The 25607-nt window shown below is 41.1% G+C and carries 23 protein-coding genes; 9 read left to right on the top strand and 14 right to left on the bottom strand.

The features are described from left to right. Positions 1-2153: Calx-beta domain-containing protein (locus tag RMZ41_RS24850; RefSeq protein ID WP_409875921.1), on the top strand; the 2153-nt coding region annotated here is incomplete at its 5' end. 31 nt (positions 2154-2184) lie between these two features. On the opposite strand, the gene dprA is transcribed toward RMZ41_RS24850, so the two are convergent. Further along, entirely contained in the window at positions 2185-3306 is a 1122-nt protein-coding gene (gene dprA, locus RMZ41_RS24855; protein WP_322643974.1) for a DNA-processing protein DprA, read from the bottom strand. 70 nt (positions 3307-3376) lie between these two features. Then, positions 3377-3805, bottom strand: a complete 429-nt coding sequence (locus RMZ41_RS24860; RefSeq protein WP_322643975.1) for an MAPEG family protein — start codon at positions 3803-3805, stop codon at positions 3377-3379. A gap of 99 nt (positions 3806-3904) precedes the next feature. Between RMZ41_RS24860 and RMZ41_RS24865 the strand changes: the two genes are divergently transcribed. Continuing rightward, on the top strand, positions 3905-4666 hold the full coding sequence (locus RMZ41_RS24865) for a LuxR C-terminal-related transcriptional regulator (protein WP_322643976.1): 762 nt from the start codon (positions 3905-3907) through the stop codon (positions 4664-4666). Between the two features lie 140 nt (positions 4667-4806). Next, positions 4807-5883: an alpha/beta hydrolase gene (locus RMZ41_RS24870; protein WP_322643977.1), complete on the top strand. Its 1077-nt coding sequence runs from the start codon at positions 4807-4809 to the stop codon at positions 5881-5883. A gap of 110 nt (positions 5884-5993) precedes the next feature. Here the strand turns inward: RMZ41_RS24870 and RMZ41_RS24875 are convergent, their stop codons facing one another. From RMZ41_RS24875 to RMZ41_RS24890, 4 genes are all read right to left on the bottom strand, one after another. Beyond that, the gene (locus RMZ41_RS24875) at positions 5994-6548 is read right to left on the bottom strand and encodes a metallophosphoesterase (RefSeq protein ID WP_322643978.1); all 555 of its coding nucleotides are present in this window, start codon (positions 6546-6548) and stop codon (positions 5994-5996) included. A gap of 130 nt (positions 6549-6678) precedes the next feature. Beyond that, positions 6679-7368 (bottom strand): ElyC/SanA/YdcF family protein, encoded by a 690-nt coding sequence (locus RMZ41_RS24880; RefSeq protein WP_322643979.1) that lies wholly within the window; start codon positions 7366-7368, stop codon positions 6679-6681. Further along, positions 7368-8024 (bottom strand): DUF2301 domain-containing membrane protein, encoded by a 657-nt coding sequence (locus RMZ41_RS24885; protein WP_322643980.1) that lies wholly within the window; start codon positions 8022-8024, stop codon positions 7368-7370. The genes RMZ41_RS24880 and RMZ41_RS24885 overlap by 1 nt, the downstream gene beginning before the upstream one ends. 538 nt (positions 8025-8562) lie before the next feature. Beyond that, a complete protein-coding gene (locus tag RMZ41_RS24890; protein ID WP_322643981.1) occupies positions 8563-8730 on the bottom strand; it encodes a hypothetical protein in 168 nt (55 codons plus the stop codon). Positions 8731-8743: 13 nt separating this feature from the next. On the opposite strand from RMZ41_RS24890, the gene RMZ41_RS24895 reads away from it, so the two are divergent. Both RMZ41_RS24895 and RMZ41_RS24900 read left to right on the top strand, forming a co-directional pair. Further along, on the top strand, positions 8744-9871 hold the full coding sequence (locus RMZ41_RS24895) for a hypothetical protein (protein ID WP_322643982.1): 1128 nt from the start codon (positions 8744-8746) through the stop codon (positions 9869-9871). Between the two features lie 343 nt (positions 9872-10214). After that, a complete protein-coding gene (locus RMZ41_RS24900) occupies positions 10215-12008 on the top strand; it encodes a DUF4157 domain-containing protein (protein ID WP_322643983.1) in 1794 nt (597 codons plus the stop codon). A gap of 161 nt (positions 12009-12169) precedes the next feature. Here RMZ41_RS24900 and RMZ41_RS24905 read toward each other — a convergent pair whose 3' ends face one another. Next, positions 12170-14542 carry a tetratricopeptide repeat protein gene (locus RMZ41_RS24905; RefSeq protein WP_322643984.1) on the bottom strand — a complete coding sequence of 791 codons (2373 nt, stop codon included), beginning with the start codon at positions 14540-14542 and terminating at the stop codon, positions 12170-12172. Positions 14543-14720: 178 nt separating this feature from the next. On the opposite strand from RMZ41_RS24905, the gene RMZ41_RS24910 reads away from it, so the two are divergent. Beyond that, the gene (locus RMZ41_RS24910; RefSeq protein WP_322643985.1) at positions 14721-15401 is read left to right on the top strand and encodes a Uma2 family endonuclease; all 681 of its coding nucleotides are present in this window, start codon (positions 14721-14723) and stop codon (positions 15399-15401) included. 80 nt (positions 15402-15481) lie between these two features. Here RMZ41_RS24910 and RMZ41_RS24915 read toward each other — a convergent pair whose 3' ends face one another. The 3 genes from RMZ41_RS24915 to RMZ41_RS24925 form a co-directional block, all read right to left on the bottom strand. After that, positions 15482-15745 (bottom strand): hypothetical protein, encoded by a 264-nt coding sequence (locus RMZ41_RS24915; RefSeq protein WP_322643986.1) that lies wholly within the window; start codon positions 15743-15745, stop codon positions 15482-15484. A gap of 233 nt (positions 15746-15978) precedes the next feature. Beyond that, a complete protein-coding gene (locus RMZ41_RS24920; RefSeq protein WP_322643987.1) occupies positions 15979-16392 on the bottom strand; it encodes a putative toxin-antitoxin system toxin component, PIN family in 414 nt (137 codons plus the stop codon). Next, the gene (locus RMZ41_RS24925; RefSeq protein ID WP_322643988.1) at positions 16389-16628 is read right to left on the bottom strand and encodes a hypothetical protein; all 240 of its coding nucleotides are present in this window, start codon (positions 16626-16628) and stop codon (positions 16389-16391) included. Before RMZ41_RS24925 ends, RMZ41_RS24920 begins: the two co-directional genes overlap by 4 nt. Positions 16629-16879: 251 nt before the next feature. Here RMZ41_RS24925 and RMZ41_RS24930 point away from each other — a divergent pair, with 251 nt between their 5' ends. The 3 genes from RMZ41_RS24930 to RMZ41_RS24940 all read left to right on the top strand — a co-directional run bounded on the left by RMZ41_RS24930 (position 16880) and on the right by RMZ41_RS24940 (position 21368). Continuing rightward, complete coding sequence (locus RMZ41_RS24930) at positions 16880-17818, top strand: ferritin-like domain-containing protein (RefSeq protein WP_322643989.1); 939 nt, start codon at positions 16880-16882, stop codon at positions 17816-17818. Positions 17819-17842: 24 nt separating this feature from the next. Next, positions 17843-18592, top strand: coding sequence for an isoprenyl transferase (locus RMZ41_RS24935; RefSeq protein WP_322643990.1), 750 nt, complete (start codon positions 17843-17845; stop codon positions 18590-18592). A gap of 907 nt (positions 18593-19499) precedes the next feature. After that, positions 19500-21368 carry an iron uptake porin gene (locus tag RMZ41_RS24940; protein WP_322643991.1) on the top strand — a complete coding sequence of 623 codons (1869 nt, stop codon included), beginning with the start codon at positions 19500-19502 and terminating at the stop codon, positions 21366-21368. A gap of 376 nt (positions 21369-21744) precedes the next feature. Here the strand turns inward: RMZ41_RS24940 and RMZ41_RS24945 are convergent, their stop codons facing one another. The 4 genes from RMZ41_RS24945 to RMZ41_RS24960 form a co-directional block, all read right to left on the bottom strand. Then, entirely contained in the window at positions 21745-23358 is a 1614-nt protein-coding gene (locus RMZ41_RS24945; protein ID WP_322643992.1) for an NAD(P)/FAD-dependent oxidoreductase, read from the bottom strand. 128 nt (positions 23359-23486) lie between these two features. Further along, complete coding sequence (locus tag RMZ41_RS24950; protein ID WP_322643993.1) at positions 23487-23942, bottom strand: CAAD domain-containing protein; 456 nt, start codon at positions 23940-23942, stop codon at positions 23487-23489. A gap of 700 nt (positions 23943-24642) precedes the next feature. Continuing rightward, entirely contained in the window at positions 24643-25059 is a 417-nt protein-coding gene (arfB, locus tag RMZ41_RS24955; protein WP_322643994.1) for an alternative ribosome rescue aminoacyl-tRNA hydrolase ArfB, read from the bottom strand. Between the two features lie 42 nt (positions 25060-25101). After that, the gene (locus RMZ41_RS24960; protein WP_322643995.1) at positions 25102-25356 is read right to left on the bottom strand and encodes an RNA-binding S4 domain-containing protein; all 255 of its coding nucleotides are present in this window, start codon (positions 25354-25356) and stop codon (positions 25102-25104) included. Positions 25357-25607: the final 251 nt, after the last annotated feature.

Genomic DNA, 25607 nt, shown 5'->3' on the forward strand with positions numbered 1-25607 from the left:
TTAAAATCTCAGCAACCACTGGTAAAGATACAATCTTCGGTGGAATCGGCAACGATCTGATTGAAACGGGTTTAGGCAATGACTTACTCGTTGGAGAATATGACAATGACACCCTCAATGGTGGTGGTGGAAGTGATGCACTCTATGGCGATGATGGAAATGACTCGCTAATTGGTGGTGCAGGTAATGATAATCGAGATACCTATTTTGGTTCGAGTCGCTACGGTGGACTCTATGGCGGTGCTGGCAACGATACCCTTATAGGTGTACAGCCTACTAGTTCTAACCCTGGACGGGGCGAACAAGATTATCTAGCAGGAGGAACTGAAGCAGATCGCTTTGTTTTGGGGGATTCCACTTGGATTGGTTACGATGACGGGAATAGTGCAACCAATGGAAATAGTGACTATGCCGAAATTGCTGACTTTAATGCTGCTGAAGGAGACATTATTCAACTTGGAGGAACAAGCAGTAATTATCTTTTAGCTATTTCCGGTGCAGATACTCAAATATTAATCGACAAACCCGGAAGCGAACCTGATGAACTCATTGCCATCATTAAAAATCAAACAGGCTTGAGTCGAACTGGTACTTACTTTGTCTATAAGCCATTGCCACCTAACATTACCCTAGCTCTATCTTCAAACAGCGTCGTTGAAGATGGAACCACCAACCTAGTTTACACCTTCACCAGAACAGGTAACACCACCAATGCTTTAACCGTAAATTATAGCGTTGGTGGTACAGCCACCTTCAACACCGACTACAGCCAAAGCGGTGCGGCAAGTTTTACTGCAACCACAGGAACTATTATCTTTGCAGCAGGTGCAAGTACGGCAACTCTCACCATTAACCCAACAACAGACACCACTTTTGAAAGTAATGAAACCGTTGTTTTAACTCTAGCAACAGGCAGTGGTTACACCATCGGCACTACAACAGCCGTCACCGGAACCATTACTAATGATGATTCTTCCTCGTCCGTCAGCATCAACCTCAGTAATAACCAGACGATAGTCGAAGGTTACACCAGTCCGCAAAACGCTAGTTATAGTGTTAGTCTCTCCAACGCCAGCAGCCAAATTATTACCGTTCAATATGCCACTGCTAACGGTACAGCTACAGCAGGCGTAGACTATACCAGCACCACGGGAACCTTGACTTTCAACCCAGGTGACACCAGTAAAGTCATCAATATTCCCATTCTCAATGATTCCCTAAATGAAGCAAATGAAACCTTTACTTTAACCCTGAACTCTCCCACCAATGCCAGTCTTGGCACAACCGCAAACATCACCACAACGATTACCGATACCCTCACTGCTTCCGTTACCACCACTTTACCAACCAATGTAGAAAATCTTACCCTCACAGGAACAGAAGCAATCAACGGCACTGGTAATGCAGGCAATAATATTCTCAAAGGGAATAGTGGCAATAATATCCTCTCCGGTAGCGCTGGGAATGATACCTATTCTTTTGTAGCTACTACTGCCTTGGGAACCGACACAATTATAGAAACTACAACAGGTGGTACTGATACTATTAACTTTAGCGGTACTACAATTTCCGTAAACGTAAATCTGGGAGCAACCACATCGCAAACAGTTAATAGCAATCTGATGCTCATTATCTCTGCCAACAACGCGATCGAAAACGCCACGGGTGGTACAGGTAATGACCGTCTCACTGGTAATACACTGAATAACATCCTGATTGGTGGTGACGGAGATGACCAGTTACAAGGGCTAGGGGGAAATGACACCCTCCAGGGAGGTAATGGTAATGATATTCTCACAGGAGGAACTGGTGATGATAAATATCTGTTCCAAAGCAATGGTGTATTTAGCACAGCATTAGGTGTTGATTACATCAGCGAGTTTAAAGCGGGACAAGACCAGATTGTGCTGAGTAAAACCACCTTTAATACTATTACTAATACAGTAGGACAGGCTTTAACAGACTTTGCAGTTGTAAGTGACGATCAGTTTATCAACGCCAGTAATGCCCATATTGTCTTTAGCCAAAGTAGTGGCACTTTATTTTATAACCAGGATGGTAATGTTCTGGGTGCAGGAAGTGTATTTGAGTTTGCTAGTTTAGGGAATCCTGATATTACTCTGAGTAGTAGTGATTTCAGTTTGGTTGCCTAGTTTTCTAGGTAGTAGGCTGTTATCAAAAAAGTTAAGAGTTAACTTTTTGATATCGCATTCCTGGTAATTGCGAAACGAAACCCATAAGTTCCAACTGTAGCAACCCGCCGGAAACTGAACTAGCAGCCATACCGCTTTGTTGGACAATAAAATCGAAGGGTAAAGCTTCACTTGTGACTGCATTCATTAGCCTTTGCAATTCTGGCGATAAAGTTGGCATTAACTGTTCTGGTGCTGTATAAGCCTCAACTCCATCAATTTGTGGTATGGCTCCTAACATTGTTAACAGTTCGTCTAGCTCTTTAAGAATGAAAGAAGCTCCCTGACTGAGTAACTTTAAGCACCCTTGAGACGGATGATCGTCCAGTCTTCCAGGTAATGCATAGACATCTCTACCAAATTCATTTGCATAGGTAGCAGTAATTAAAGCACCAGATTTTAACGGCGCTTCCATTACCAGGATGGCGCGGCTTAAGCCTGCAATAATTCGGTTGCGCCGGGGAAAGTGAGTGCGATCGGGTGGGGTTTTTGTGGGGTACTCACTCACGACTAACCCAGCCGTCAAAATTTGTTTGTATAAATCCCGATTTTTATGGGGATAGATGACATCTACACCAGTTCCCAAAACTGCGATCGTGCGTCCGCCTGCTTTCATGGCGGCGATGTGGCTTTCTGTGTCAATTCCCTCTGCCATCCCAGAAACAACTGTAAAGCCATTTTTAGCCAAAGCTGTACTAATTTGGCGAGTCCAACGGATACCATATTCTGAGGGTTGGCGTGTGCCGACAATGCCAACCATCGGTTTTTGTCCGAGATTTTCTTGAAGTTCGACTTCACCGCGATAGTACAAAATCGGCGGTGGACTCGGAGTTTCTAGCAGTAAGCGGGGATAATCTGCATCTGCTGGTGTCCAGAAATGGGAATTTTCCTGCTGGTGTTTGGTAAATAATTGTTCTGGATGCAAACGCGATCGCTGTTGTACTACTTTTTCTAGTGTTTGCAAACCAAAACCCTCTACTTCTGCTAACTGTACCTTGGTAGCATTCCAAGCATTAGCCAGCGTGCCAAAATGCTGTTGCAGCCGTCGCAGTAATACAGGCCCAATTCCTGAAATTTGTGCCCAAGCTAGCCAATATGCGCCTTCTTCCACCACTTTGCAACCTCACACCTACTCTGATTGAGTATTCCCAAATTGGTGCTGACTGTTGATGTAGAGGAGTCACTTACACGCTGAAGTAGATAAAAGCTGCACGGATCGCAATGAACCACACTGCGAGGGTGGCGAATAGGTAGAGGTAGAAGCGAAGCATGATCAGATTGAATGTACAATGAACGATGCTATGCAATGCTCGAAATCCAACAAAAACCCATGCGGCATTCACATAGATTGCATCCACCTGCTTCGTGATGAAGAGGTATAGCATAAGAACGTAGAAAAGTACTGGAATCTCGAATAGGTTCTTTAGGTTATCTGATGGATTGGATACGCCAGGTGGCCATATATGCACGAGTGGCCCAGGTGCAGCCAAGTCTTGCGGGCGGATCTTTTGACTTGTAATGAACCCGATGCGGCGGATGTACATATATACCCAGACAAGGAGTGTCAAAAAAACTGTTGCGAAGAAGGGGCCAAAGACTTGATCTTGTGTCATTTCTAGCTCTTAAACTTGCTCATTTTGCTGATGCTAATATTAGGCTGAGTACTTTAATGCTTCTAGACCTCGATCGGGTACACTTCAGACCCTTAACCTATGACAAGTTCTTTGGAGCTTCTGTTTGAAGCCATCAACCAAACCGATAGCGAACATGAAATGCGATCGCAAATTGTGCCAAAAATTGGTGAGTATTTTGCAGCAAAACGATGGGGAATTTTTTTCTTCGCTCAATTGTCCTTTGAATATCCAAATCTTCAGAGAATCCTGAAAATTGCCCTCTCAATCGAACATAATCCTGTAGCGCGTTATTTAGTGGAGCGTCATGCTCCTGTCCACGAAGCATTAGTAACATCACCTAAAGCTTGGAAACTAATTTGTCCCCGTCCGGATCATTGGCATGTGATGGCTGGGCCAATCATCAATCGCGGTCAATTAGTAGGTGTAGTAGGCTGTACACGAGAAAAGTCAATGCCTGCCTTTGATACCGAAAATTTAGTCGATTTAAGTGCCATCTGCTTGCACTTATCTGTTTGGACGGCAACAGTGCGTTCACAAAGTGTTTCCGTTGGTGAATCCTATCCAATGAGTATAGAAAAGTTGCAAAATTCCCCCTCTAAAAATAATCGCTTAACGCTTCGTGAATTAGAGATTGCAGAGTTGGTTGCTTTGGGGCGAACTAATGCAGAAATTGGGACTGAACTTTGGATTACTGAAAATTCTGTCAAGCAAGCTTTAAAGCGAATGTTCCGTAAGCTTGAGGTTTCATCGCGTGCAGAAATGGTTGCACAACTTTTAGATCCAAAACATAATTCACTAAAAAGAAACTTAGTTTCCTTGCGGGGAGACAAAATACCCTAAACATAAATTCCTAATTCCCCTTGACTTTTGACTCTTGACTGTTGACTATTAACTATTGACTATCTTCTTATCTATCTTCTGTGATGAAATATTTCTATCGTCTTTTAATATGCCTATCTGGGTGCTTAATATTTTTACTGGTGCATAGTGGACTTGGTTTATTACCGAGTTTGGCTGCTGAGAAAATTACTGTCAGATACGGGTTGTTTGAGCAATCAATCCCGGTGGCCGATATACGCAGCTATAGTGAGACACAAAAGGCTTCTAGCGATCTAAAATCTTTTTTAGATTACCTCAGTGCTGAAGAGAAACAGAAGTTTCAAGAGACGCTTCAGGTGAAAATGTCTCTTGATATTGTGGCTGTAGATAAGCTGATAAATTCAGGTATGGGTAAGCAAATTTTATCTTTTGCATCCTCTGCGATCGCCCGGCGGGATCAAGCCAGTATACCAGCCCTACGCTCTGCCATTATCATCGGAGCAAAATCACCAGAAGGTCTAGGAGTAGTTAGCTTTCTAGAAGCATATCCCAGTAATCAACTAGTTATTGATGTGTCAAAAATTTCTAAGCTAGTCGGTCTGGCAAATTCCTCTTCTAGTGCTAATGCACCTCCAAAGGACAATGTAAGTTCTTCACCTTTAGGGAAAATTGCACTGCAATATCAGACACTCGCCGCCCAAGATAAACAGTTTTCCGGTTGCTTATTTGGTGATTCTATTTCGGCTGGACTTGGTAATACCCTTGGGAGTGGTACTTTTAATTTTGGGTTAAATGGTCTGAGTACAATCTCATTACTGGAACAACTTAAAATTTTAATTCCTACCAAGGTTAAATGTGAAAAAGCAATTATTGCTGTAGGTGGAAATGATGCTTGGTATGGAATTAGCGACGAGTTATTTACCAAAAATCTTCAAGAAGCGATCGCACTGATCAGAACAATGGGAAATAAAGAGATTTTTCTGATTCCAGCTTTTTATTCAACAGTTGCAGCAAGTTTAGATCCAACTGTAGCAGCCCCACTTCCTAAAGTTGAACAAATTAATGTTCTAATTAATCAAGTTGCGGAGAAAGAAAAAGTGCCAGTTGCAGCAGCAGGATTAGCACCCTTGTATGAAAATAATGTTCTTAAAGAAAATTTAACCAGTGATGGCGATCATCTGAATGCAGAGGGACTAAAAATTTATCGACAAGCCTTATTACAAATTCTACAAAAGTAATATAGCTATCCTAAATAATTAGTGGGAGTTTTAGAAGTGATTGGGTGAATTAATAGAGAGTACAACTAATTTGCCTCAATCAACCATAATTTTTCCATTGTTTACTTTATTTAATCTCCCCTCAATTGAGGGGCTGTCCAGTTTTTTGTCTTCAAAATACGTTTAACATCATCGTAATTTATAGGCGCATAATTATGGCAATCTACCCCCACATCAAAAGATAAAGACGTGGAATCGTCAGGGAGTTGACCATGTGAGTGTCCATAAAGATGACAAGTACCATAGTGAGAAGCTTGCCAAACCCTCATAGCATAGTGCAACAGAACAATTAACTGTCTACCTTGATATCCCTCAGAATCTGGAATTGTCAACTCGTAATAATCTTTGATCCACTCAAAACGTTCTTTACAACCTTCGGCTACTTTATCATGATTGCCACGAATTAGATAAATTTTACCGTTAAGCCGTTCAAGAATTTTCTGTAATTTCTGAGGAGAACAAAGTGCAACATCTCCTAAATGATATACTTCATCGTCAGCAGAAACTTTGCTGTTCCAGTTCTCAATTAATGCTTCATCCATCTCCTCAATAGAAGAAAATGGTCTTTGTGTGTACTCTAAAATTTTTTTATGCCCAAAATGAGTATCGGCAGTAAACCAAATCATTATTAAACTTGTTTTGTTAAAGTATTTTTGAAAAGTTGTATGTAAAGGGAACTCCTGGGAATATCTCAACTTTAGCCATTTTTCGCAAATAACGCTGCCCAATTCTGAACCATGAACAAAGCAATCGCTTTTAGGATTTCCAATTCAAAAACCGCGCATAAATATAAGCGATGCTTTCATCAATAATTGCCCGCACACCTTGACTAGAATCCCACCATTTGTTTGGTTCATAATCTTGTGTTTGAGCAGCGATCGCACCAACTTGAACGTTAGGTGTAAGTAGTTTTTTGAACAGAAACCAACTTCTTCGGGTGTGAACATCCAAAGAAAAAACATTAATTGATTGTAAGTTTAAATTTGAATTCGATAGCCAGCGATTAAATTCAGCAGCAGATGCATAACTACGATCCTTTATTACCATAGGTGTTGGAACGGCTACCACTTTCTCTGATTCTAAACCGAGCTTTTTGAAGGTAGCAGCTGAAACTTCTGCAAAGTTCTTGTATTCGCTCAGATAATTCCCTTTTTCTATTGAGCCTCCCGTAGTAATTACTAGACGATAAGAACCTGTTTTGAATTCACTCAGAGCTTGTTGTATGGCATAATCTGGTAGCCATCCTTCAACAACCAATACTTCTGCTGATTTGATCCGGGAAGTCACGGCGAGAAATGAGTGTACATGAGTAATAGTGAAGAATATTAAATAAGCAATCAAAGCGATGGCAATCGCCCACCCCTGAGCCGTAAGTGTCCACATTTCTTGGCGTTTTATTAGTTTGATTTTTGGAAATTTTTGACGCCGACGGTTTTTTGACTGCATTAAACCTTAGCTAAACGTTGCTCTTTTAAGTAAGTAAATACAGATTTATCTCCAATATCATCAGGAATTGCTTGCACTGTTTTTCGGAGAGCAAACACTAAAAACAACGTTGCCCAAATTCCTAATAAAACACTTTCCCCCTGAGTGGGTAAAATTCCCACTAAATGTCCCAATAACAGTAGCGGTACTATTAGGGTTAATACTTTGGTTTCCAAGCGATTGAAGCAAAAAGCTTCTTTAAAATAAATACCTGTCAAAGCAACAAAGATAAAACCAACTCCAAATAATGTAAGAGGCTGATTGTAAACAGTGAGAGTTAAAGGTTCACTACTAGAGAGTGCCAAAATCACTGATGCTATACTACCGATCGCCCAAAAAATTTGCAACATTCGGTGTAATGATGCCATATAGATATGAATGGTAAATAAACTTACACCAAGGGCAAGACTAAAACAAGCATATAGAGGTGTAAGTGCTGTTACGACAATCGGATTATTATTGAACAAAACCAAAGCGTTGCCTATGGCAAAGCTCAGTGCTGCTACCATTAACCCAGCACGGTAAATAATTACGCCAGTGCGATCGCTCTGAGTAATTGTAAATTCTCCAAACTGACCTTGATAAACCTCTGGTGTCGGTAGCGTTTGCGAAGTCATAGTTAAAAATATTGTTACGATTTACTAATAGAGTACAACGGGAATTTGCTGAGGGTTACTTTTATTATGGATAATAAGACTAACTTCGTGTCATCAATCCCTAAAGTCTTAAATAATTTTTGTAGTATTTAGTTGACTTAATAGACGCAGTAGGTGACTAATTATCTCTACCATAAGACCAGATTCTTGTGCAGAGCGAAAGACATAGTAACTAGTAAAGCACAGCATAAATCCAGTTACATACTCAATTAACCAGACTAAATAAAGGGATTTTGTGCCTTGTTAAAGATAGACAAAGTTGCTCCAGTGTGTACAGACAGTTTCTAGTTTAGCTGAGGAATTGATTCTAAAAGTGGACTCAATACTGCTCGGGTAAAGCATTTTTAACTCGGAATTGGATTTGGGCAAAAGGTTAAAGGTTTTTTCTTTCCCTTTTCCCCAAAACCCGACAAGTATTGAAAGTGGACTTTAGTTGTAGACACTAGATATTGACAAATTTAAAATTTAGTGCATAGAAAAATCTGGTAATCATCTAACCTCATAGCAAAAACAAAAGAATTGCAAGAGTGTAGATTCTTCCTTGGCTTGTCGGCAGATATCGCTTTTTGTCTAGCTGCGATCGCATTAGAGAATAGTTTCCACTTAAGTCGATAGCGATCGCAATTAAACAAACTGTATAATTTGGATCAAAAATATGCTTTGGCATAGAGGTAGGTGAGATGAGCGATGTCCAAAGACAAGCCGCTTCTCTACGAAATTCTCAGAAAGCAGCTACATCCAATTTTTCCAATCCGTCTTTTCTCTCAGCAACAACTCCAACGCTGGCAAATCCAACCCGCGGTTTTGGCGTTACAAATAACTTTCCAATCGAAACAGCAACCGAGGTATCGAAGGACTTTCACGAGGCGCAATCCTTAGAACCAGAAGTAGTCCAAGCAAAGCCCCTCAGCCATGACATTAGTCGAATATCGCTATTTCATCCACAAGCAAAACGTCAGCTAGCAACTAATTGGGTAGCTCATCAAGGAGAAGAAATTATCCCAGAAATTTTGCAGCGCCAAAGTGTTGGTTATGAACAGGGAGATATTTCGACGATCCAACGAGATGAAACCCCCATGCCACCTGTTCCCAGCTACCAACTGACTCCCCCTTCACTACTGCAACCTCCCGACCCTACTTCCCGCTATAAACTGGGTATGGATACGCATTTGCAACTAGATCCACAGTTGCAAGCAATGGTAATGCAGCATGTCGAGCAGCAACTGAATCCAGAAACCATTAGACCTGCACTAAATCAGATCAATTTAGGAGTTTTACCTACTTCGGGAACTACTAGTCCTAGCACACCAAACCCATTTGCCAGCCCAACATTACCCCCAGCCGCTCCAACCGTGCCTGCGGGTGCGGGGCCAAGCACTGCCCGAACTGCAACAGGAGGGGATTTGCTACGAGCGATTATTGCAGTTCCAGCGATCGATAGTGCCTTAACTTCCTTGAAAACCCAAGCAGGCGATCGCTTTCAACAAGACTGGCGACGGTTAAGCACAGGAGGACAGATTGGTGTCGTTAGCGCTACAGCTTTAATCGGAGTTGGAGCGCTAGCAGGTGTTCTTTCCGATCCCAATGCTCGACGGCTTGCACTCGATCAACTCAATGGACAAACCTTACCTGTACCCGGATTAAACTGGTTCCGCTTGGAAATTAATACAGCTGGCGACAACCTCATGTTAGGAATGCATGTAGATGTCGGACGATTGCTACCTCCCAGTTTAGGTTTTGGTTCATCTTCTCCAAGTGCGATCGGCGGCCCACCTCAACCTCAACCCGGTATTCCTGGTCAACCATGATTCAATAAGTTACAAATGCTCCAGAAGCGGATTCTAGGTAGGGAGTTCGTTTCAACTTGATATTAGCAGTATGTTTTAGTTTATTTTATCAAACAGAATTCAGGAGTCAGGAGCCAGAATTCAGAATTGAATTCTGAATGAAAGAGCGGATAGCGCAGCGTTAGCGAGTCCACGAGCGTCTGAATAAGTGGGTTTAAGAAAAGAGCTAAATCTTCGATTTAGCGGTCTACAATGAGTGGCGGCTCTGAATCCCCCACAAGAGTGATTCTGAATTCTGACTTCTGAATTCTGAATTCTGACTTCTGACTTCTGAATTCTTCTTCAATCATAGAGGAAAGTTAAAATGAGCGATATCCAAAGACAAACCGCTTTGCGTCCAGGAACATTGGGACGATCTGCTTTTTCAAATCCGTCCCTTGTCTCACCAACAACTCCAACACTGGCAAATCCAGTGCGCGGTTTTGCCATTGCCAATAATCCTCCGATTCAAACATCCTCTGAAGCATCAACTGACCCACAATTAGCCCAGTCTGTTGGGGAACAATCTTTAGAACCACAAGTTATCAAAAAAAAGCCAGTTCATGACATTAGTTCCATAGCGTTACACCGTCCACAGACAAAACTCACGGTTGGAGAACCAGGAGATCGGTATGAGCAGGAAGCCGATAGCGTAGCTCATCGAGTCATGTCAATGCCTAATACTGCTGTGCAACCGAAGATAGCACCAGAAGAACAGACTCAAGAAGAAGAAATACAAACCAAGCCTTCATTGCAACGAGCTATGAGTGGCAACTTGCAGGCTGGGGAAAATATTGAGAGTCGCCTGAATAGCAGTAAAGGTGGAGGAAGCCCATTAGGAGATGACGTGCGAGGCTTCATGGAACCCCGCTTTGATGCTGATTTTAGTCAGGTGCGGGTGCATACAGATGGTGCGGCTGTGCAGATGAATCAGGATTTGCAGGCGCAGGCGTTTACTCATAGTAGCGATGTTTACTTTGGGCAAGGCAAGTCGCCAGGTAATAATGAGTTGACAGCCCATGAGTTGACCCATGTAGTACAACAGACAGGTGGGGCATTGCGTAGAGATGTGTTGCAGAGAAAGCCAAAAGACCAAACAGTTACAGAACTTTCGACAAAATTGCCACTTACGCAAGCCAATGCAAGATTAATTGATGCTCATTATAATTTAGCCAGTATTTGTGTAGATTTATCTGTAGCACAGACTGATTTAATCAGTACAAAATTAAGAATTTTCTCTATAAATTACGATATGGCTTACAGCAATTACTCAAGAGTAATTGGTCAAGGAAGAGCAGAAGCACAAAATCAAACTCTTTGGAGAGGCATATTTTTAGGGATAGGAACGGGCGTTTTAGCTGGTCTTGCTGCCGCCTATATTGCTCCTTCTACCGCAGCTGGATGGTTTGCTCTTACCCTCGCTGATGGACTTACAGCAGCCGGTTCTTCATTTTTACAAGGGGCTGCATCTTCTGCAATAGCTCTTGCTGTATCAGATGCCATAACAACGCGAGGTAGCGATTTACAACCTAATGGGCTTTCCCCGGATGTGCTGAAAAGTAATATTTGGCAACATGTAGCATCAATGTATCGTGGTGCATTGCAAACTAATAAAGTATTAGCAAACTTACATCGAAATACTATTATTCTTGAGCGATTAATTGCAGAAATGAGGGTACAAATTGCTGGTGGTGCATCAGAATATTCAGCGGCAGATATACTAACAGCAACTAATGCCATGATTGCTCACATTAATGGCATGACAACTGTCCTTAGCGAATTGAAACAAAAATCAACTGCGATAAGTGACTTTAGTAAGTCTATTTCGGCTTATGACCCTACTAAGCCTGGAGTTGCTCAAATGGAAAAAGATATTTGGATAATGTGGATGGGTACTTTAAGTAATGATGATTCTGATATTCTCGATTTGGATAGTATTGAGGATCATTTGAAAAGTATTGGAATTTTAGGTAATGGCGGTTTATTAGGTGTAGATTTTGGTGACTATACTTCAGAAGATGATGAACTAGCCGCTTTAGCAGCGGCTCGTCCTCGCGCTGCAACTATAAAAGGAGAATATGATAAAACCGCCTCCCAATGGACTGCACCAAGTCCCTAAATAAATAGACCTCTTGCAAAAGTGCTTTTCGCACTCTTAGGGAAAAGGTTAAAGGGTAAGGGGACGATACAGAACTTTTTCCCCTTCCCCTTTAACCTTTTCCCCAAACCCAATTCTGAGTTCAAAATCCAAAAGCCGAGTAGTATTGAAAGGTATACTTATTACGCAGCACTGGTTAAAATTTTTTCAACTTGTTTCGGGGCTTGTATTTCAGTAAATAGCTGAATTGCTCGATTAAAATTCATTTGGCTTTCATCAGGCTTTGCCATCTTTTGATAAGTTAAACCTAATTGAAAATAAGCTTCAGCTAAATCGCACTTAGCATCTATTTTATCCAAAAGTTCTATTGCTTCTCTATGATGAGCCAGGGCTAACTCAAAATCTGTTTGTTGTCGATGAATTTCTGCTAAACCATTGAGTGTTTTTGCTTTCACCTGCATATAATGGCTTTCTTCAGCAAAGGTTAAAGCTTGATGTAATATTTGATTTGCTTGGTAAGCCTCTCCTAAGTTGACGTAGGTTTGACCTAAAATTTGCATAAAATAGACAAATCTTCCCGTCTGTTCTACCAATTTTTCGTTAGTAATATTTTGATAAGCTACATCTGCTAATTGAGATGAGGCATCACGCAAACCTAAATAAGAATATACCAAAGCTAAACAGACTGAAGCTTTCTCTGCCCAGCGATGATGCTCAGTATTTTGAGCGAGGTAAATTACCTGTTGAAATAAATTTACGGCTGCTTCTAATTCCCACAAATCTATTTTGTAAAGACCAATACTTAATAGAGAATCTACCTCTAGCATCCTTAGATAGTAAACTGGATGTTTATTTTCGGGCTGAGGTACAAGTGATTTAAGTGCTTGGGTTGCCAGAGTAATAGTTTTTTCCTGACAGGCGATCGCTTGACTAATTTTCCCTGTTATCCAATATAGATCGCCTAGTATATTATAAAGTTCACTAAGATTTTGGTCATTTTCTAAATTGTTTACAACTTGATTAATTGCAGTTAGTATCGGCTGAATTAGACCCATCCGATACAAGGTACTACCAAGAGGTAAAAACTGCTGCCATTGATTATTTCGGCTTTTGAGAATGACTTTGCCGGCTAACTCAAATTCCTGAATTTCTATATAATGATAATATGCTTCTAGAGCTTGTAAAGCATCTTTAAAAGTTTCAATTTGTTTAATACTAGCTGTCCAAAATTCTGCGGCTTTGTGGTTGGCAATTTCCCATTCATCACTGGGGCGTAAACGTGCGATCGCTTCTTTTTGAATCACGGGATGCAACCAGTATTCACCTTTATCGCACTCCACCAAAGACCGATTTCTCAAAGAGGCGATGATTTGGCGATGTTGATCGGCTGGGACATCCCACAGTAAACAAAATAAACCTGGTGATGGAATTCTGGGTATATCTTGGTAACGATAACATCCCAAACGGCAAAGTAGGCGATAAGCTTGGGGATCGAGGGCTTGCAGACGATTGATTTGACTAACAGCTAAATTTTTTAAATCGGTTGCTGCTAAAGGATCGGCATGATTTTCTTGCCAATAAAGAGCCATATCACCGTCAAAATCCTCCTGAATCGAACCACAGAGAATTCCCATTGCTTTAGCATTACCGCCATAAGTGCGATGCATAATTTGCAACGTTGGTGAGTCGATGACTAATCCACGGTTGCTAAAAAACTGTTGCCATGCACCTCGATCCAAACCAGGGAGGCGATAGTGATTTACATTAAGCCCAGGTTCACAAAGGCGATCGCGGCTAGTAATCAAGGTAACAGATTGCACCCTCGCATCAGCCAACACCCGCAATAGTTCTACATAGTTGCGGTGAGAAGCAATTAACCCACCATGTCGATCTAGTGCAGGTTCGAGATTGTCAATTAACACCCCAATGCGCCGATTGTGGAGTTGGCGCTTGAGTCTTCCTAATGTAACGCCAAATTCTACCCCAGGTTCTTGATCAAAGTCTTGTTTTAGCCATTCCTCTACGACTCGTTCGGCGGGGGTGATATTTTGGGTTTCCTTGGCCATCAGCAGTTCTAAAACCAAGTCAAACTCTTGATGGAGATATTGCTGCGCGAGAGTAGTTTTGCCTAAGCCTCCCTCACCTTGGATAACAATAACTTTCGAGCCTTGATTTACCAAAGTATTCAGGTGAGCGATCGCAGCTGTTCGTCCAATAAAATTGGTATCCTCTAATTTTGGGGTGAGTTGGTGCGATCGCGAGTAATCGATCAGACTTGATGATATTGCAGTAGTTTTTCTCAGAACTCGCTCCAAAGTAGCGCGACAATTACTTTTGGTTATCTTTTCTCGCAATACTTTAGAAAGCAACTTCCATAACTGAGAACCTGCATCCTTGGCGTGTCCTTCTGTACAACCATAAGAATGAGCGATATCCAAGTATTTTCTACCCAACCAAACTTGCACAAGAATCACTTTTTGCAAATCGCTCAACCGTTCCCCAGTCTGCGGGGGAATTATGGTATCTAACCATGCTAATGCTGCTTCAGCGTCCATTGTGTAACGACAAAGGGAGTTCAGATTTTAGGGACAACTATAGATCACTCTACAGTTATGCTGCTGAAGTTTTCGAATAAGATTCTGTAAATCCGACTTTTTTCCCGACTTTTCCGAATAAAGCTTTCTCATCTAATAAAATAAGGGTCATTAGGTAACATCAGCACCATCATTACTTATGGTGAAATCAAACCCCCGTCAATTGCCTAGTAGTGCTGAACTTCCTTGTTCAGACGATACACCTGTGGATAACGAAGACCAGAATTTTATTCCCAATCTGCTTCTCTTCTTGCTGCAATATATTTGGGCAAACCGTAATGACTGGTTTTTCAGTGTGGATATGGGCGTTTACCATACCACAGGGGTTAGTCCACTTGTGCCAATTGTACCAGACGGATTTTTGAGCTTAGGTGTAGAACGTCGCAAGGAAGGTAAATCTCGTAAAAGTTATGTTGTTTGGGAAGAAAAAAACATAGTGCCTATCTTGGCTTTAGAAATTGTCTCTTTAACTCCGGGTGGAGAATACGACAAGAAATTAGATATTTATGCCAAGTTAGGGGTACTGTACTACATTATTTATAATCCAGAGTATTGGCAAAGAGACTGCCACCAACCTTTTGAAGTTTATCGCTTAGTAGATGGTAGCTATGAACTGCAAATTGGTGAACCCTTTTGGATGCCAGAAATTGGTTTGGGAATTGGTAGAGGGCAATACATATCTGGTAATACCCAGCGTCAGGTTTTGTATTGGTATGACCAACAAGGAAAGCGCTATCAAACGTCAGAAGAACAGCTTGAATTAGCGCAAAAACAACTTGAGCGTTATCGTCAGCAATTTGGAGAATTATCAGAAGACTGAGGGGGCGATTGCATTACCCAGAGCAAAACTAATTTAGTGCTTTAAAAGTATTGCTATTTTGACAACAACTTTTAGTTCTTTCACATAGTCTTTTTAAGAGCTTCACTCCAAACAAGCTCGAACTCACTTTGTGATATTTCATGTTCTCTCCCTAAGCCAGTTTCTGATAATGGTTGATCGCACAAGGCTATTCCTCCAGTTTGTGTATGATAAACTCTGTTAGATAAAAACCATTTATCCCCATAAATCTCAACTTGCCTGGAGGCCGAATCGCCATCAAATTCTAAATAAGCAATTCCCATTCCTAAGTCAGATTCAGCCTGATGCTTAAAATATAACTTCATAGCATTGTCTTCTCACTTATCATCACTCTGCCACTAATATATAAATTATTTCTGAAATAGAATGTGGGAATTTGATCCAACTTTTTCCCCGACTTCTCCCAACTACATCACATAAAACTGCCGACTTCAGCCGACTGACAAAATGAAGTGCGTAGGTGTAGCCAGTCGTAGGCATCGCTTAGTTTTATACTATATGTTATACCGCTATCTTACGCACCCTAGCAGATTGAAGCTTATTCCCTCACATCACAAACTAACCTTTTAAATAAAGACAGAGAAATAATAGTTGTGTTTAACAAAGTTTGCGCTTCATTAAAATCAGCATCACCCGTAATAAAAAAATCTGCTTCTGTGGCAATAGCACAAGCTAAAAATTTTGCATCTTTCCTATCTCTGGGAAAATCAACCTCCACATCCACATCAATTAGTGTTGTTACTGAATCAATTAAATAAACCCATCTTTCATATTGTGCCTCAGTTAATTTTAAACGAGGACGCTTTAAAACTTCCTTATACTCTGCTATAATGCCTGCCGATACAACCCACTCAAAAGCAGAATTAGCAATCACAAATAAAATTACTGCCTCTGGATTTTTATCAGCTATAGCAGCAGAGACTACGATATTAGTATCAATAATAACTTTCATTCTCCCCGTCTATAAGCTTCAATTTCTGCTGCTATTTCTTCATCAGTTAACGGATTATCTGCGTGTATTGCTTGTATTTCTTTAAATAACTTTTTTAATTCTTCTGCTAAAGTAACCCTTTGATTATCGTCTGTTAAAATAATTACCTCAACTCTCTGTCCTGCTTTAAATGGTAAATCAGATAATACTAACTGTTTTGGATCTGCAATAGTGATATATGTTTTATAAGCGTTCATGATTTATCCTGTTACTCAACTTTTATCTACCCTTGTTCTAACAATTTCGTTACATTTTCTGCAATTCTCTCTTGTAACTTTGTAAAGTTGTCTTAGAAGGACAAAATTTTAAACCCAAATTTTCTATAACCAACTTTTTCCCCAACTTTTGCAACCCTATCACATAAAACTGCCGACTTCAGCCGACTGACAAAACAAAGTGCGATCGCTTAGGCTATTGGGCATAGAGATAAAAATTAAAGTATAAAAAAATGCTTAATACTCTCAGCCCAATTAGAGCAGACTTAGCAGGTCAAAGCTATCCCAGTCCTAACTACCTGCAAACACAGCGCCGCATTCGTTCCCTTATAGACAAATATATTGCAGTCGAACAACTACACGATCGCCTGCAAGATTTACCGATACAATTTGCCAATCCTCAACCGCGTCCCTGGAAACACATCGATTGGCAAACAATCAATCGCAATCAAATTATCGGCTTAGACGCAGAGGTATTTCTATCTATATTGATAGGTGCGATGGATACAGAAGCTCCCATTCGCGGCTATACCCAAACAAGTCGGCAGTATTTAGAAAAATTGCATCCTCAGATGGCTCGGTTTGTTGGTGGAACAGTCGGTGAAAGTGGCGAACTCCTAGAACTTGGTTTGTGGGAAAAAGAAGAACGTCAGCACACACCTGCATTAATCAAAATCTACACCCAATTAACAGGTGAGAAAATTACCCCAAAACTTCGGACTGTTAGAAGCTATCTCCCCACAGATGACGCTTACGAAGATTTATATCGCCACGGCTTACACCGCATTGCTACAGAATACGGTGCTACCTGTCTTTATATTTGGTTGATGGCTCACACCACTGGCGCACTCCAGGATGTTTTAGAGGAACTGGCACAGGATGAAATCAACCACATGACCAAATTCTGGGGATTTGGAGTCTGGTCTTTTCCTGATACTGGGTTGATGCGAATTGGACGCACGCTGATCAAAACGCGATCGCCAAACTATCAGCGTAACAACCTCATGCGTACTCTCCGCCGCATGATGGGTACACTCAACTGGAATGCTTGGTCATTAACTAACAAAACAACTCTCTTCTTCACCTTCGCCTACACAATGCATCGTCTGTGGAATTGGAACAACACCCTCACACCAAAATATTTGCAAGATTTATTTGAAATTACTCATTAGGAAATAACAAAGGACAAATGACAAATGACAAATGACAAATCAGCCGATTTAAACCTGCAAAAAATACCCCAACATATCGCCGTCATCATGGATGGTAACGGACGATGGGCAACTAGTCGAGGATTACCGCGCATTGCTGGACATCGCCAAGGAGCAAAAACGCTCAAAGAACTATTGCGTTGCTGCAAGGATTGGGGAATTAAAGCGTTGACAGCTTATGCTTTCTCAACAGAAAATTGGCAGCGTCCCGTTGAAGAAGTAGATTTTCTGATGCATTTGTTTGAGCGATTACTACACCGCGAGTTGGCTCAAATGCATCAAGAAGGGGTACGAATCTCATTTATTGGAGATTTATCGGCTTTACCTAAGTCTCTACAAACGGAAATGGAACGTTCTATGAAAGAGACATTGAATAATCAAGCAATCCACTTTACTGTTGCAGTCAACTACGGTAGCCGTAACGAAATTACCAGAGTTTGTCGTCAAGTAGCTCAACTTGTGGAACGCGGCGAACTCAGTGCGGAACAAGTAAATGAAAGTCTTATAGAACAACATCTCTACACAGCAGACACTCCAGAACCCGATTTACTGATTCGGACTAGCGGTGAGATGCGATTGAGTAATTTTCTCTTATGGCAAATGGCGTATACAGAAATGTATTTCACCGATATTCTTTGGCCAGATTTTAATAGAGAAGCATTATATCAGGCTTTGTTGAGTTACCAAAGTCGCGATCGCCGTTTTGGTCAAGTTAAAGCTTCACTGTCAGCTTAGGCTATCTGGAAAACCTTTCTCCTGAAATGAGAGAGACTTTGATTGCCCCTTTCCCAACGCGGAAAGGGGTTAGGTTTTTTGCTGCTATGAAGCATGAAAAACTCCACTCACAAGGGGATAGAGTTTTTGGGAATGGGGAATGGGGAATGGGGAAGAGCCTCTAATGCCCTAAGCGGCGGGGCGGCTATCTCTCTCCACCCACAAGGGTATGGAGTTTCCCGCCGCTTTCGATAAAGTAAAAGCACCCACATTACCAGGATGGTATATGAGCGCTAAGAAATTTAAACATTATTGAGGATAATCTATCTGCTATGACAGACCGAAGTAACTATAAGAATAGCAGGCGGTGGGTAAATAAACTGCAAGGGTAGTTACAAATGTTTTGTTAAAAATATTACTTACTGTAAGGTATTGCTTATTTTACTAAGATGTGGTAAGAATTTTACCCTGAAATTCTTATTTATGCGATCGCTATGAAGCTTCTCTGGGATAAAAATGGTTAACAATCCCAAGATAAATGATTTCCGTGCTTTTCCTCCCGATCTTGCCTGCACTCAAAATTATTTTGTTAGGTAAAATTACTCTTCGCTAGGTATTGAGCCTCTAATCTCCGCTCAATACCTATATTCTCTATCATAAATCAGACAGATATAATTATTATTTTGCCAATAGTAACTATAAAAACTCTCAATATGATTATTTGTTAATTCTTTCCCAAAATAGTATTTACTATAATTTAATACTTGCGATATAAGCTGATTTTGCGGTAAGTCAATTCAGAAAAAATCCTGAGATCAAAAATTTAAAGTTAGCAAGATTATCTGGCTAAATCTACTTTAAATTTACTTATCAATCAATTTCAAAATCGCAATTAATTTTTACCATATTATGTGTGTTGGGAGCGATCATGGTGAAATATCTACTAGCTTCTGCTAGTGGGATGGGATTTTTATGCTTAATTGCCGGGTTATCACCTGTGCAAGCCCTTCCTAATTTAGAAATTGCAGATAAAAACTTAGCTATTAATCAAAATGATTCTCATCAAAGCAACTTAACAAATAATATCTCCAGTGAATTGCTGATAGTTAATGAGAATCAAAAAAATGAAGATTTAGGTGTAGATTCTGCTGTTAAGTTTCAGCAGCAACTGACACCAGAATCTGCAAATTCATCTCCATCCTCAGACAAGCTTGCACAAGTAACATCTGTATCCCAATTATCTGATGTACAACCGACAGATTGGGCTTTTCAGGCACTCCAGTCTTTGGTTGAGCGATATGGTTGTATTGCAGGTTATCCCAATCAAACCTATCGCGGTAATCGGGCGATGACTCGCTATGAATTTGCTGCTGGCTTAAATGCTTGTTTAGAACGAATTAATGAACTAATTGCCACTGCAACTGGTGATTTGGTTAAGAAAGAAGATTTAGCCACGTTGCAGAAACTACAAGAACAATTTACGGCGGAATTGACAACATTGCGGGGTCGAGTAGATGCTGTAGAAGCTCGTACCGCAAAACTAGAAGCAAATCAATTTTCTACGACTACTAAACTTAATGGAGAGGCAATTATTGCTGGTGTTGGTGCTACCGGCGGCGCTCCTAATAACGGCGACTCGAACATCATCTTAGTCAATAGAGTGCGATTAAATCTTACCACTAGCTTTACTGGGAAAGATTTATTAATTACTGGATTGCAAGCTTATAACTTTTTGGGTGGAGCCAATGGACAAGGTAGCCTGCAACAAAGTTTAGGATTAGCTTCATCTATTTTAAGTTCTAGTAGCGCTCGTACCAGTTTTGAGCCGCAATTTCCCGGGTTAAATGTCAATACTTTGTCGAGTGTTGGCGCGAACGATGTTCAGCTTTACAAATTGCTGTATATCTTTCCTGTCGCTAATAAATTAACCTTGTTTGCCGGAACTGCGGCGGAAACATCAGATGCTTTCCCAACAATTACACCTTTTTATGGCGAAGGACAAGAGTCAATTTCTCGTTTTGCAGGCTTAAACCCTGTGTTACGGGTTTCTGGTGGTACTTCGGGTACTGGTTTAGCATCGGCGGCGGGATTTATTTATAGTATTTCCCCGAATTTGGATTTACGCGCTTTATACGGTAGCGTCAATGCCAATTTACCCCAAAAATCTGCTGATGAGGCACTACCAGGAGTTTCTACGACACCTTTGGGCGCTGGTGTATTTAGTGGGAGTAGTGTTGTTGCTGCACAGTTAACTTTCAAGCCCAGTCCTAGTTTAGATATTGGTCTAAACTATGCCAATAGTTATCACGAAATCAATATTTTAGGTACTGGATTAATTAGTGGTGATGTTGGTGCTTTAGCTGGTGTTGACGCTGGAACACCTGTCAAACTCAACTCCTTTGGTGGTACGGTAACATGGCGATTTTCTCCCAAGATAGCTTTATCTGGCTATGGTGCAGCACTATTTGTTGATGACTCTTCTAATAGCGTGAATGCTTCCACCACCTTTACAAGTTGGATGGTGGGAGTTCACTTCACAGATTTATTCAGGTCAGGGAACAATGCCGGGATTCTTTTTGGTCAGCCACTTTATCGTACTGATACTGGTGGTTCTGCTCAACTTACGCCTACGGGTGACAATCGGGCAACTCCTTACCATTTAGAAGGCTATTATCGCTTTAAAGTTAACGATAATATCAGCATTACTCCTGGTGCGTTTGTTCTCTTTAACCCAGAAGGTAATAGTAACAATGACACTACAACTGTAGGCGTACTGCGGACTACTTTTACATTTTAAAAGGTTGGGAGTGGGAATTCTTTCTCTTAAAGGGTTTTCTGATTGCATCTGTCGCAATGAGTTTTCAAATTGATCTAATATCATGTTTGGTTAAACAATCATCATTGCGAACGTTCCATTCGTTGCAATACTTGTCGGGTTTTGGGGAAAAGGGGAAGGTGGGGCCCCCTCTGGGGATAAGGGGCGGGGGAAAAGGGAAAGAAAAAACCTTTAACCCTTACCCTTTAACCTTTTCCCCAAACCCAATTCTGAGTTCAAAATGCAAAACCCGAGTAGTATTGCCATTCGTTGCACTTACAATGACATATCAGAAGAGACGCGATAAATCGCCGTCTCTACAAGTGTTTGGTGCAAAACTGGTGTGATGCTTACAGCGCTAGACTACGCAATTCCTCAAAATACTTAAAGCCACTGCCTCCGCTACCTTAATACCATCGATACCCGCCGAGAGAATTCCTCCCGCGTATCCCGCACCCTCACCAGCTGGATAAAGACCGACTGTATTTAAACTCTGATAATCCTCTTTGCGTTTAATCCGAATTGGTGATGAGGTGCGGGTTTCTACCCCAGTTAACACGGCATCGTCCATTGCAAATCCCTTGATTTGTTTGTCAAAAGCGGGTAGTGCTTCACGGATGGCTGCGATCGCATAATCTGGTAAACTCTGACTCAAATCGCCCAAACGCACCCCTGGCGTATAGGATGGTTTAACTGTGCCAAATGCTGTTGAGGGGCGATGATTGAGAAAGTCTCCCACTAACTGCCCCGGAGCTTCATAAGTTCCGCCGCCCAACTCAAAAGCCTTTTCTTCCAAGCGCCGTTGGAAATCAATTCCCGCCAAGGCGTTGCCCGGATAATCTTCGGGAGTGATGCCCACAACGATCGCACTGTTGGCATTACGCTCATTGCGAGAGTATTGGCTCATCCCATTGGTGACAACTCGCCCCGGTTCTGATGCGGCTGCAACTACCAAGCCCCCTGGACACATACAAAAACTATACACAGAACGGCCATTTTGACAGTGATGGACTAGTTTATAATCGGCTGCACCTAAAAGCTTATGACCGGCTTGAGCGCCAAAACGACATTTATCGATGAGAGTTTGAGGATGTTCAACGCGAAAGCCAATAGAAAAAGGTTTAGGCTCGATGTAAACCCCGCGATCGTATAGCATTTGGAAGGTATCACGGGCGCTGTGTCCTACCGCTAAAACTACATAATCGCTAGCGATATATTCCCCACTAGCGAGGGTGACTCCGCGCACCTGTCCATTTTCGATATTGATATCTTCTACCAAACTTTGAAAGCGAATTTCACCACCGAGGGATTCGATTCTGGCACGCATACTTTGGACAATTCCCACCAGTTTGAATGTGCCGATATGCGGTTTGTTGATATAGAGAATTTCTGGTGAGGCTCCCGCATTGACGAGTTCGGTTAATACCTTACGTCCATAATGCTGAGGATCTTTGACTTGGCTGTAGAGTTTGCCATCGGAAAATGTACCTGCCCCACCTTCGCCAAACTGGGCATTAGATTCTGGGTTGAAGTCTGATTTTTTCTTCCAAAAGCCAAAAGTATCAGCAGTGCGATCGCGGACTTGTTTGCCACGTTCTAAAATGATCGGACGGAAACCCATTTGCGCCAGCATCAAACCCGCAAACAATCCGCAAGGCCCAGTACCAATGACGATAGGGCGAATCGCCAAATTGCTTGGTGCTTTTGCCACTGGGCGATAACTCATGTCTGGCGCGATCGTCACATGAGGATCTTTTTTCAGACGCTTGAGTAGATGAGTTTCCTGAGTCGTTTCTACATCCAGAATATAAACAAGGGTAATCTCTCCTTTCTTACGGGCATCGTAGCTACGCTTGAAGATAGAATAGCCGATCAAATCTTCGTCCGTGATTTGCAGCTTTTTGAGGATGGCAGTCTTGATCTCATCTTCAGGATGATCGAGCGGGAGCTTTACTTCTGTTAGGCGTAACATAGCGAGGAGAAATGCATACTGTCTATCAAAATATTAACAAGAGAGGCAGTAAGCATGACGGTCAAGCAAAATTCAGCTTTTTACTTGACCAAAATTTCAGATACACTGTATCCGCCACGATACTTTAGTTAGCTTAAAGTCTCTGATTCTTCTCTGCCTAGAAATTGTTTTTTAAGCGAGCGAATTTCTGCTGCTAGTTCTTGCCGAGTAGAATCTTTGAGCAAATAGCGGAAAGTAAACCAAATTGTGTAACCAAGTCCAATTAATTCGAGAAATGGAGAAACTAGAGGGATATCATTTATGGCCTTGAGTACCGCTAGAAAAATCCTTAGTGCCGTAACTGTTATCACAAGCAACGCAAAGCTGATAATCAGCAATTTGTATTCTTGGTAGAAGCTACCTATATACTCAGGTATTTTTGCCAAAAATATAGAAATCTGGCTACCAACTTTTTGCCATTGTTCTTTATTTTCCGAGGCGGGTGGCAACATTGCCAGGTTTCCAGACTCTGAAGTTTTAAGTGCTTCTATCTGGTTTGGGGAGGCAGTATCAACATACGGGTCTTGCTGTAATTTGGTATTCATAATTATCTCCTGGTTTTCTGATTTTCTGCAATGAGAGCAGTTTTAAAGTTTACACTTTGTTAGTGCCAATTTTAGCAATACTTGCTTTGCAACTAGATTTATTACTCCTTAGCGGCACGGCTAAATATTTATTTGCAAATTTGTTAGTACTTTAATAAAAGTAATACATTTTTAGATTTCCTTATCATCAATCTTTTGGCATAGATTTTATATTTTATAAGAGTGATAAAGCAGGTATTCCAAGTTAAGGAAATAAACCTTTAACAATGTGAGGGTATTTAATTTAAGTGTAAGGTTTTAAAAAATATATCAACCCAGCTAGATTTGATACTATATATTAATTTAGCTAGTTTTAGTTTTGATATTTACTGCTATAAGCTAGTCACATAGTTTACGAAGTTTTAGTTAAAATAAAGTTGATAATTAGTAATATATTAATAACAAAAACATTGTTTCAGGCTTTTATTAATTATTGTTTGATGCTAAATATACCTGCAATTTAGAGGCACAGCAGTGCTGTGCCCTTACGAGAGATATAATTTTTCAAAACATTCATATTTAGTATTTTATGTCAATGCGTAAGTCCTAAAATTATTCAATCTTGTGGGGTGGACAACATGAGCGCCCAATTCACAAGACGGGCAAGATGCCCATCCTACAAGAAATATTAGAATATTTTATTACTTGGAAGTTCCATAAATCAATAATCTGTCACTTCCCCTCTATTAGACTTAACCTGTCCGTGCTTAGTTTTATAGTCAAGGCGCTTTCTTTGAGAACTGCGAGTTGGTTTGGTAGGTTTGCGTTTTATCGTTACTACAACTGCGCTTTGAATTAACTCTTGAAGTCGTTTCAAAGCTGACTCCCGATTGTTTTCTTGGCTTCGGTGTTCCTGCGCTTTAATTACAACAACTCCATCCTGGGTGATGCGTCGATCGTTTAGCTTTAAAAGCTGTTCTTTATAATAATCCGGTAGTGATGAAGCGACAATATCGAAGCGCAAGTGAATCGCTGTGGAAACCTTATTGACATTTTGGCCTCCCGCTCCTTGGGAACGAATCGCACTAATTTCAATCTCACTCTGTGGGATGATAACTTTATTGGAAATTTGCAACATTACTCACAAAGAGAAACTTTATCAATTTGGGATAAAAATCTTTTACTCGGTTTGTTCAGGAAAATCTATCACTACGTGTTGGTCTTCATTGTTATCCAAATTCACCTCTAAAGTTTTTCCTTCTATTGTCACTTTATCACCCGGTACTAGTCGTCGCCCTCGTCGAGTTTCCAACATCCCGTTTACTTGGACATCGCCACCTTGAATCATTAGCTTGGCTTGCCCTCCAGTTGGCACTATACCCATCAACTTTAAATATTGATTTAACTTAATTGTGTTGTCTCTAATTTTCTTCATAGTCAATAAAACTACATCACCTTCATTGTATCGTGGCGTTATTAAGGCAGGGATAAAGAGGCAGGGGGCAGGGGGCAGGGGGAAAGAATTGTCTCCGTTTCTCTCTGTTCCCTGGAGCGTAGGCGCAGCCCGTCGTAGACATTGCTATGACAAAAAACTGTAATACCAATTTATTATCTATAATGTTGATCGACAAAACTGCCAGATATAGGTGAACAAACTAGTCTGGAAGATTCTTTTAGTGTGTTCAG

This window comes from Nostoc sp. DedVER02 (assembly GCF_034530675.2).
Taxonomy (GTDB): Bacteria; Cyanobacteriota; Cyanobacteriia; order Cyanobacteriales; family Nostocaceae; genus Nostoc.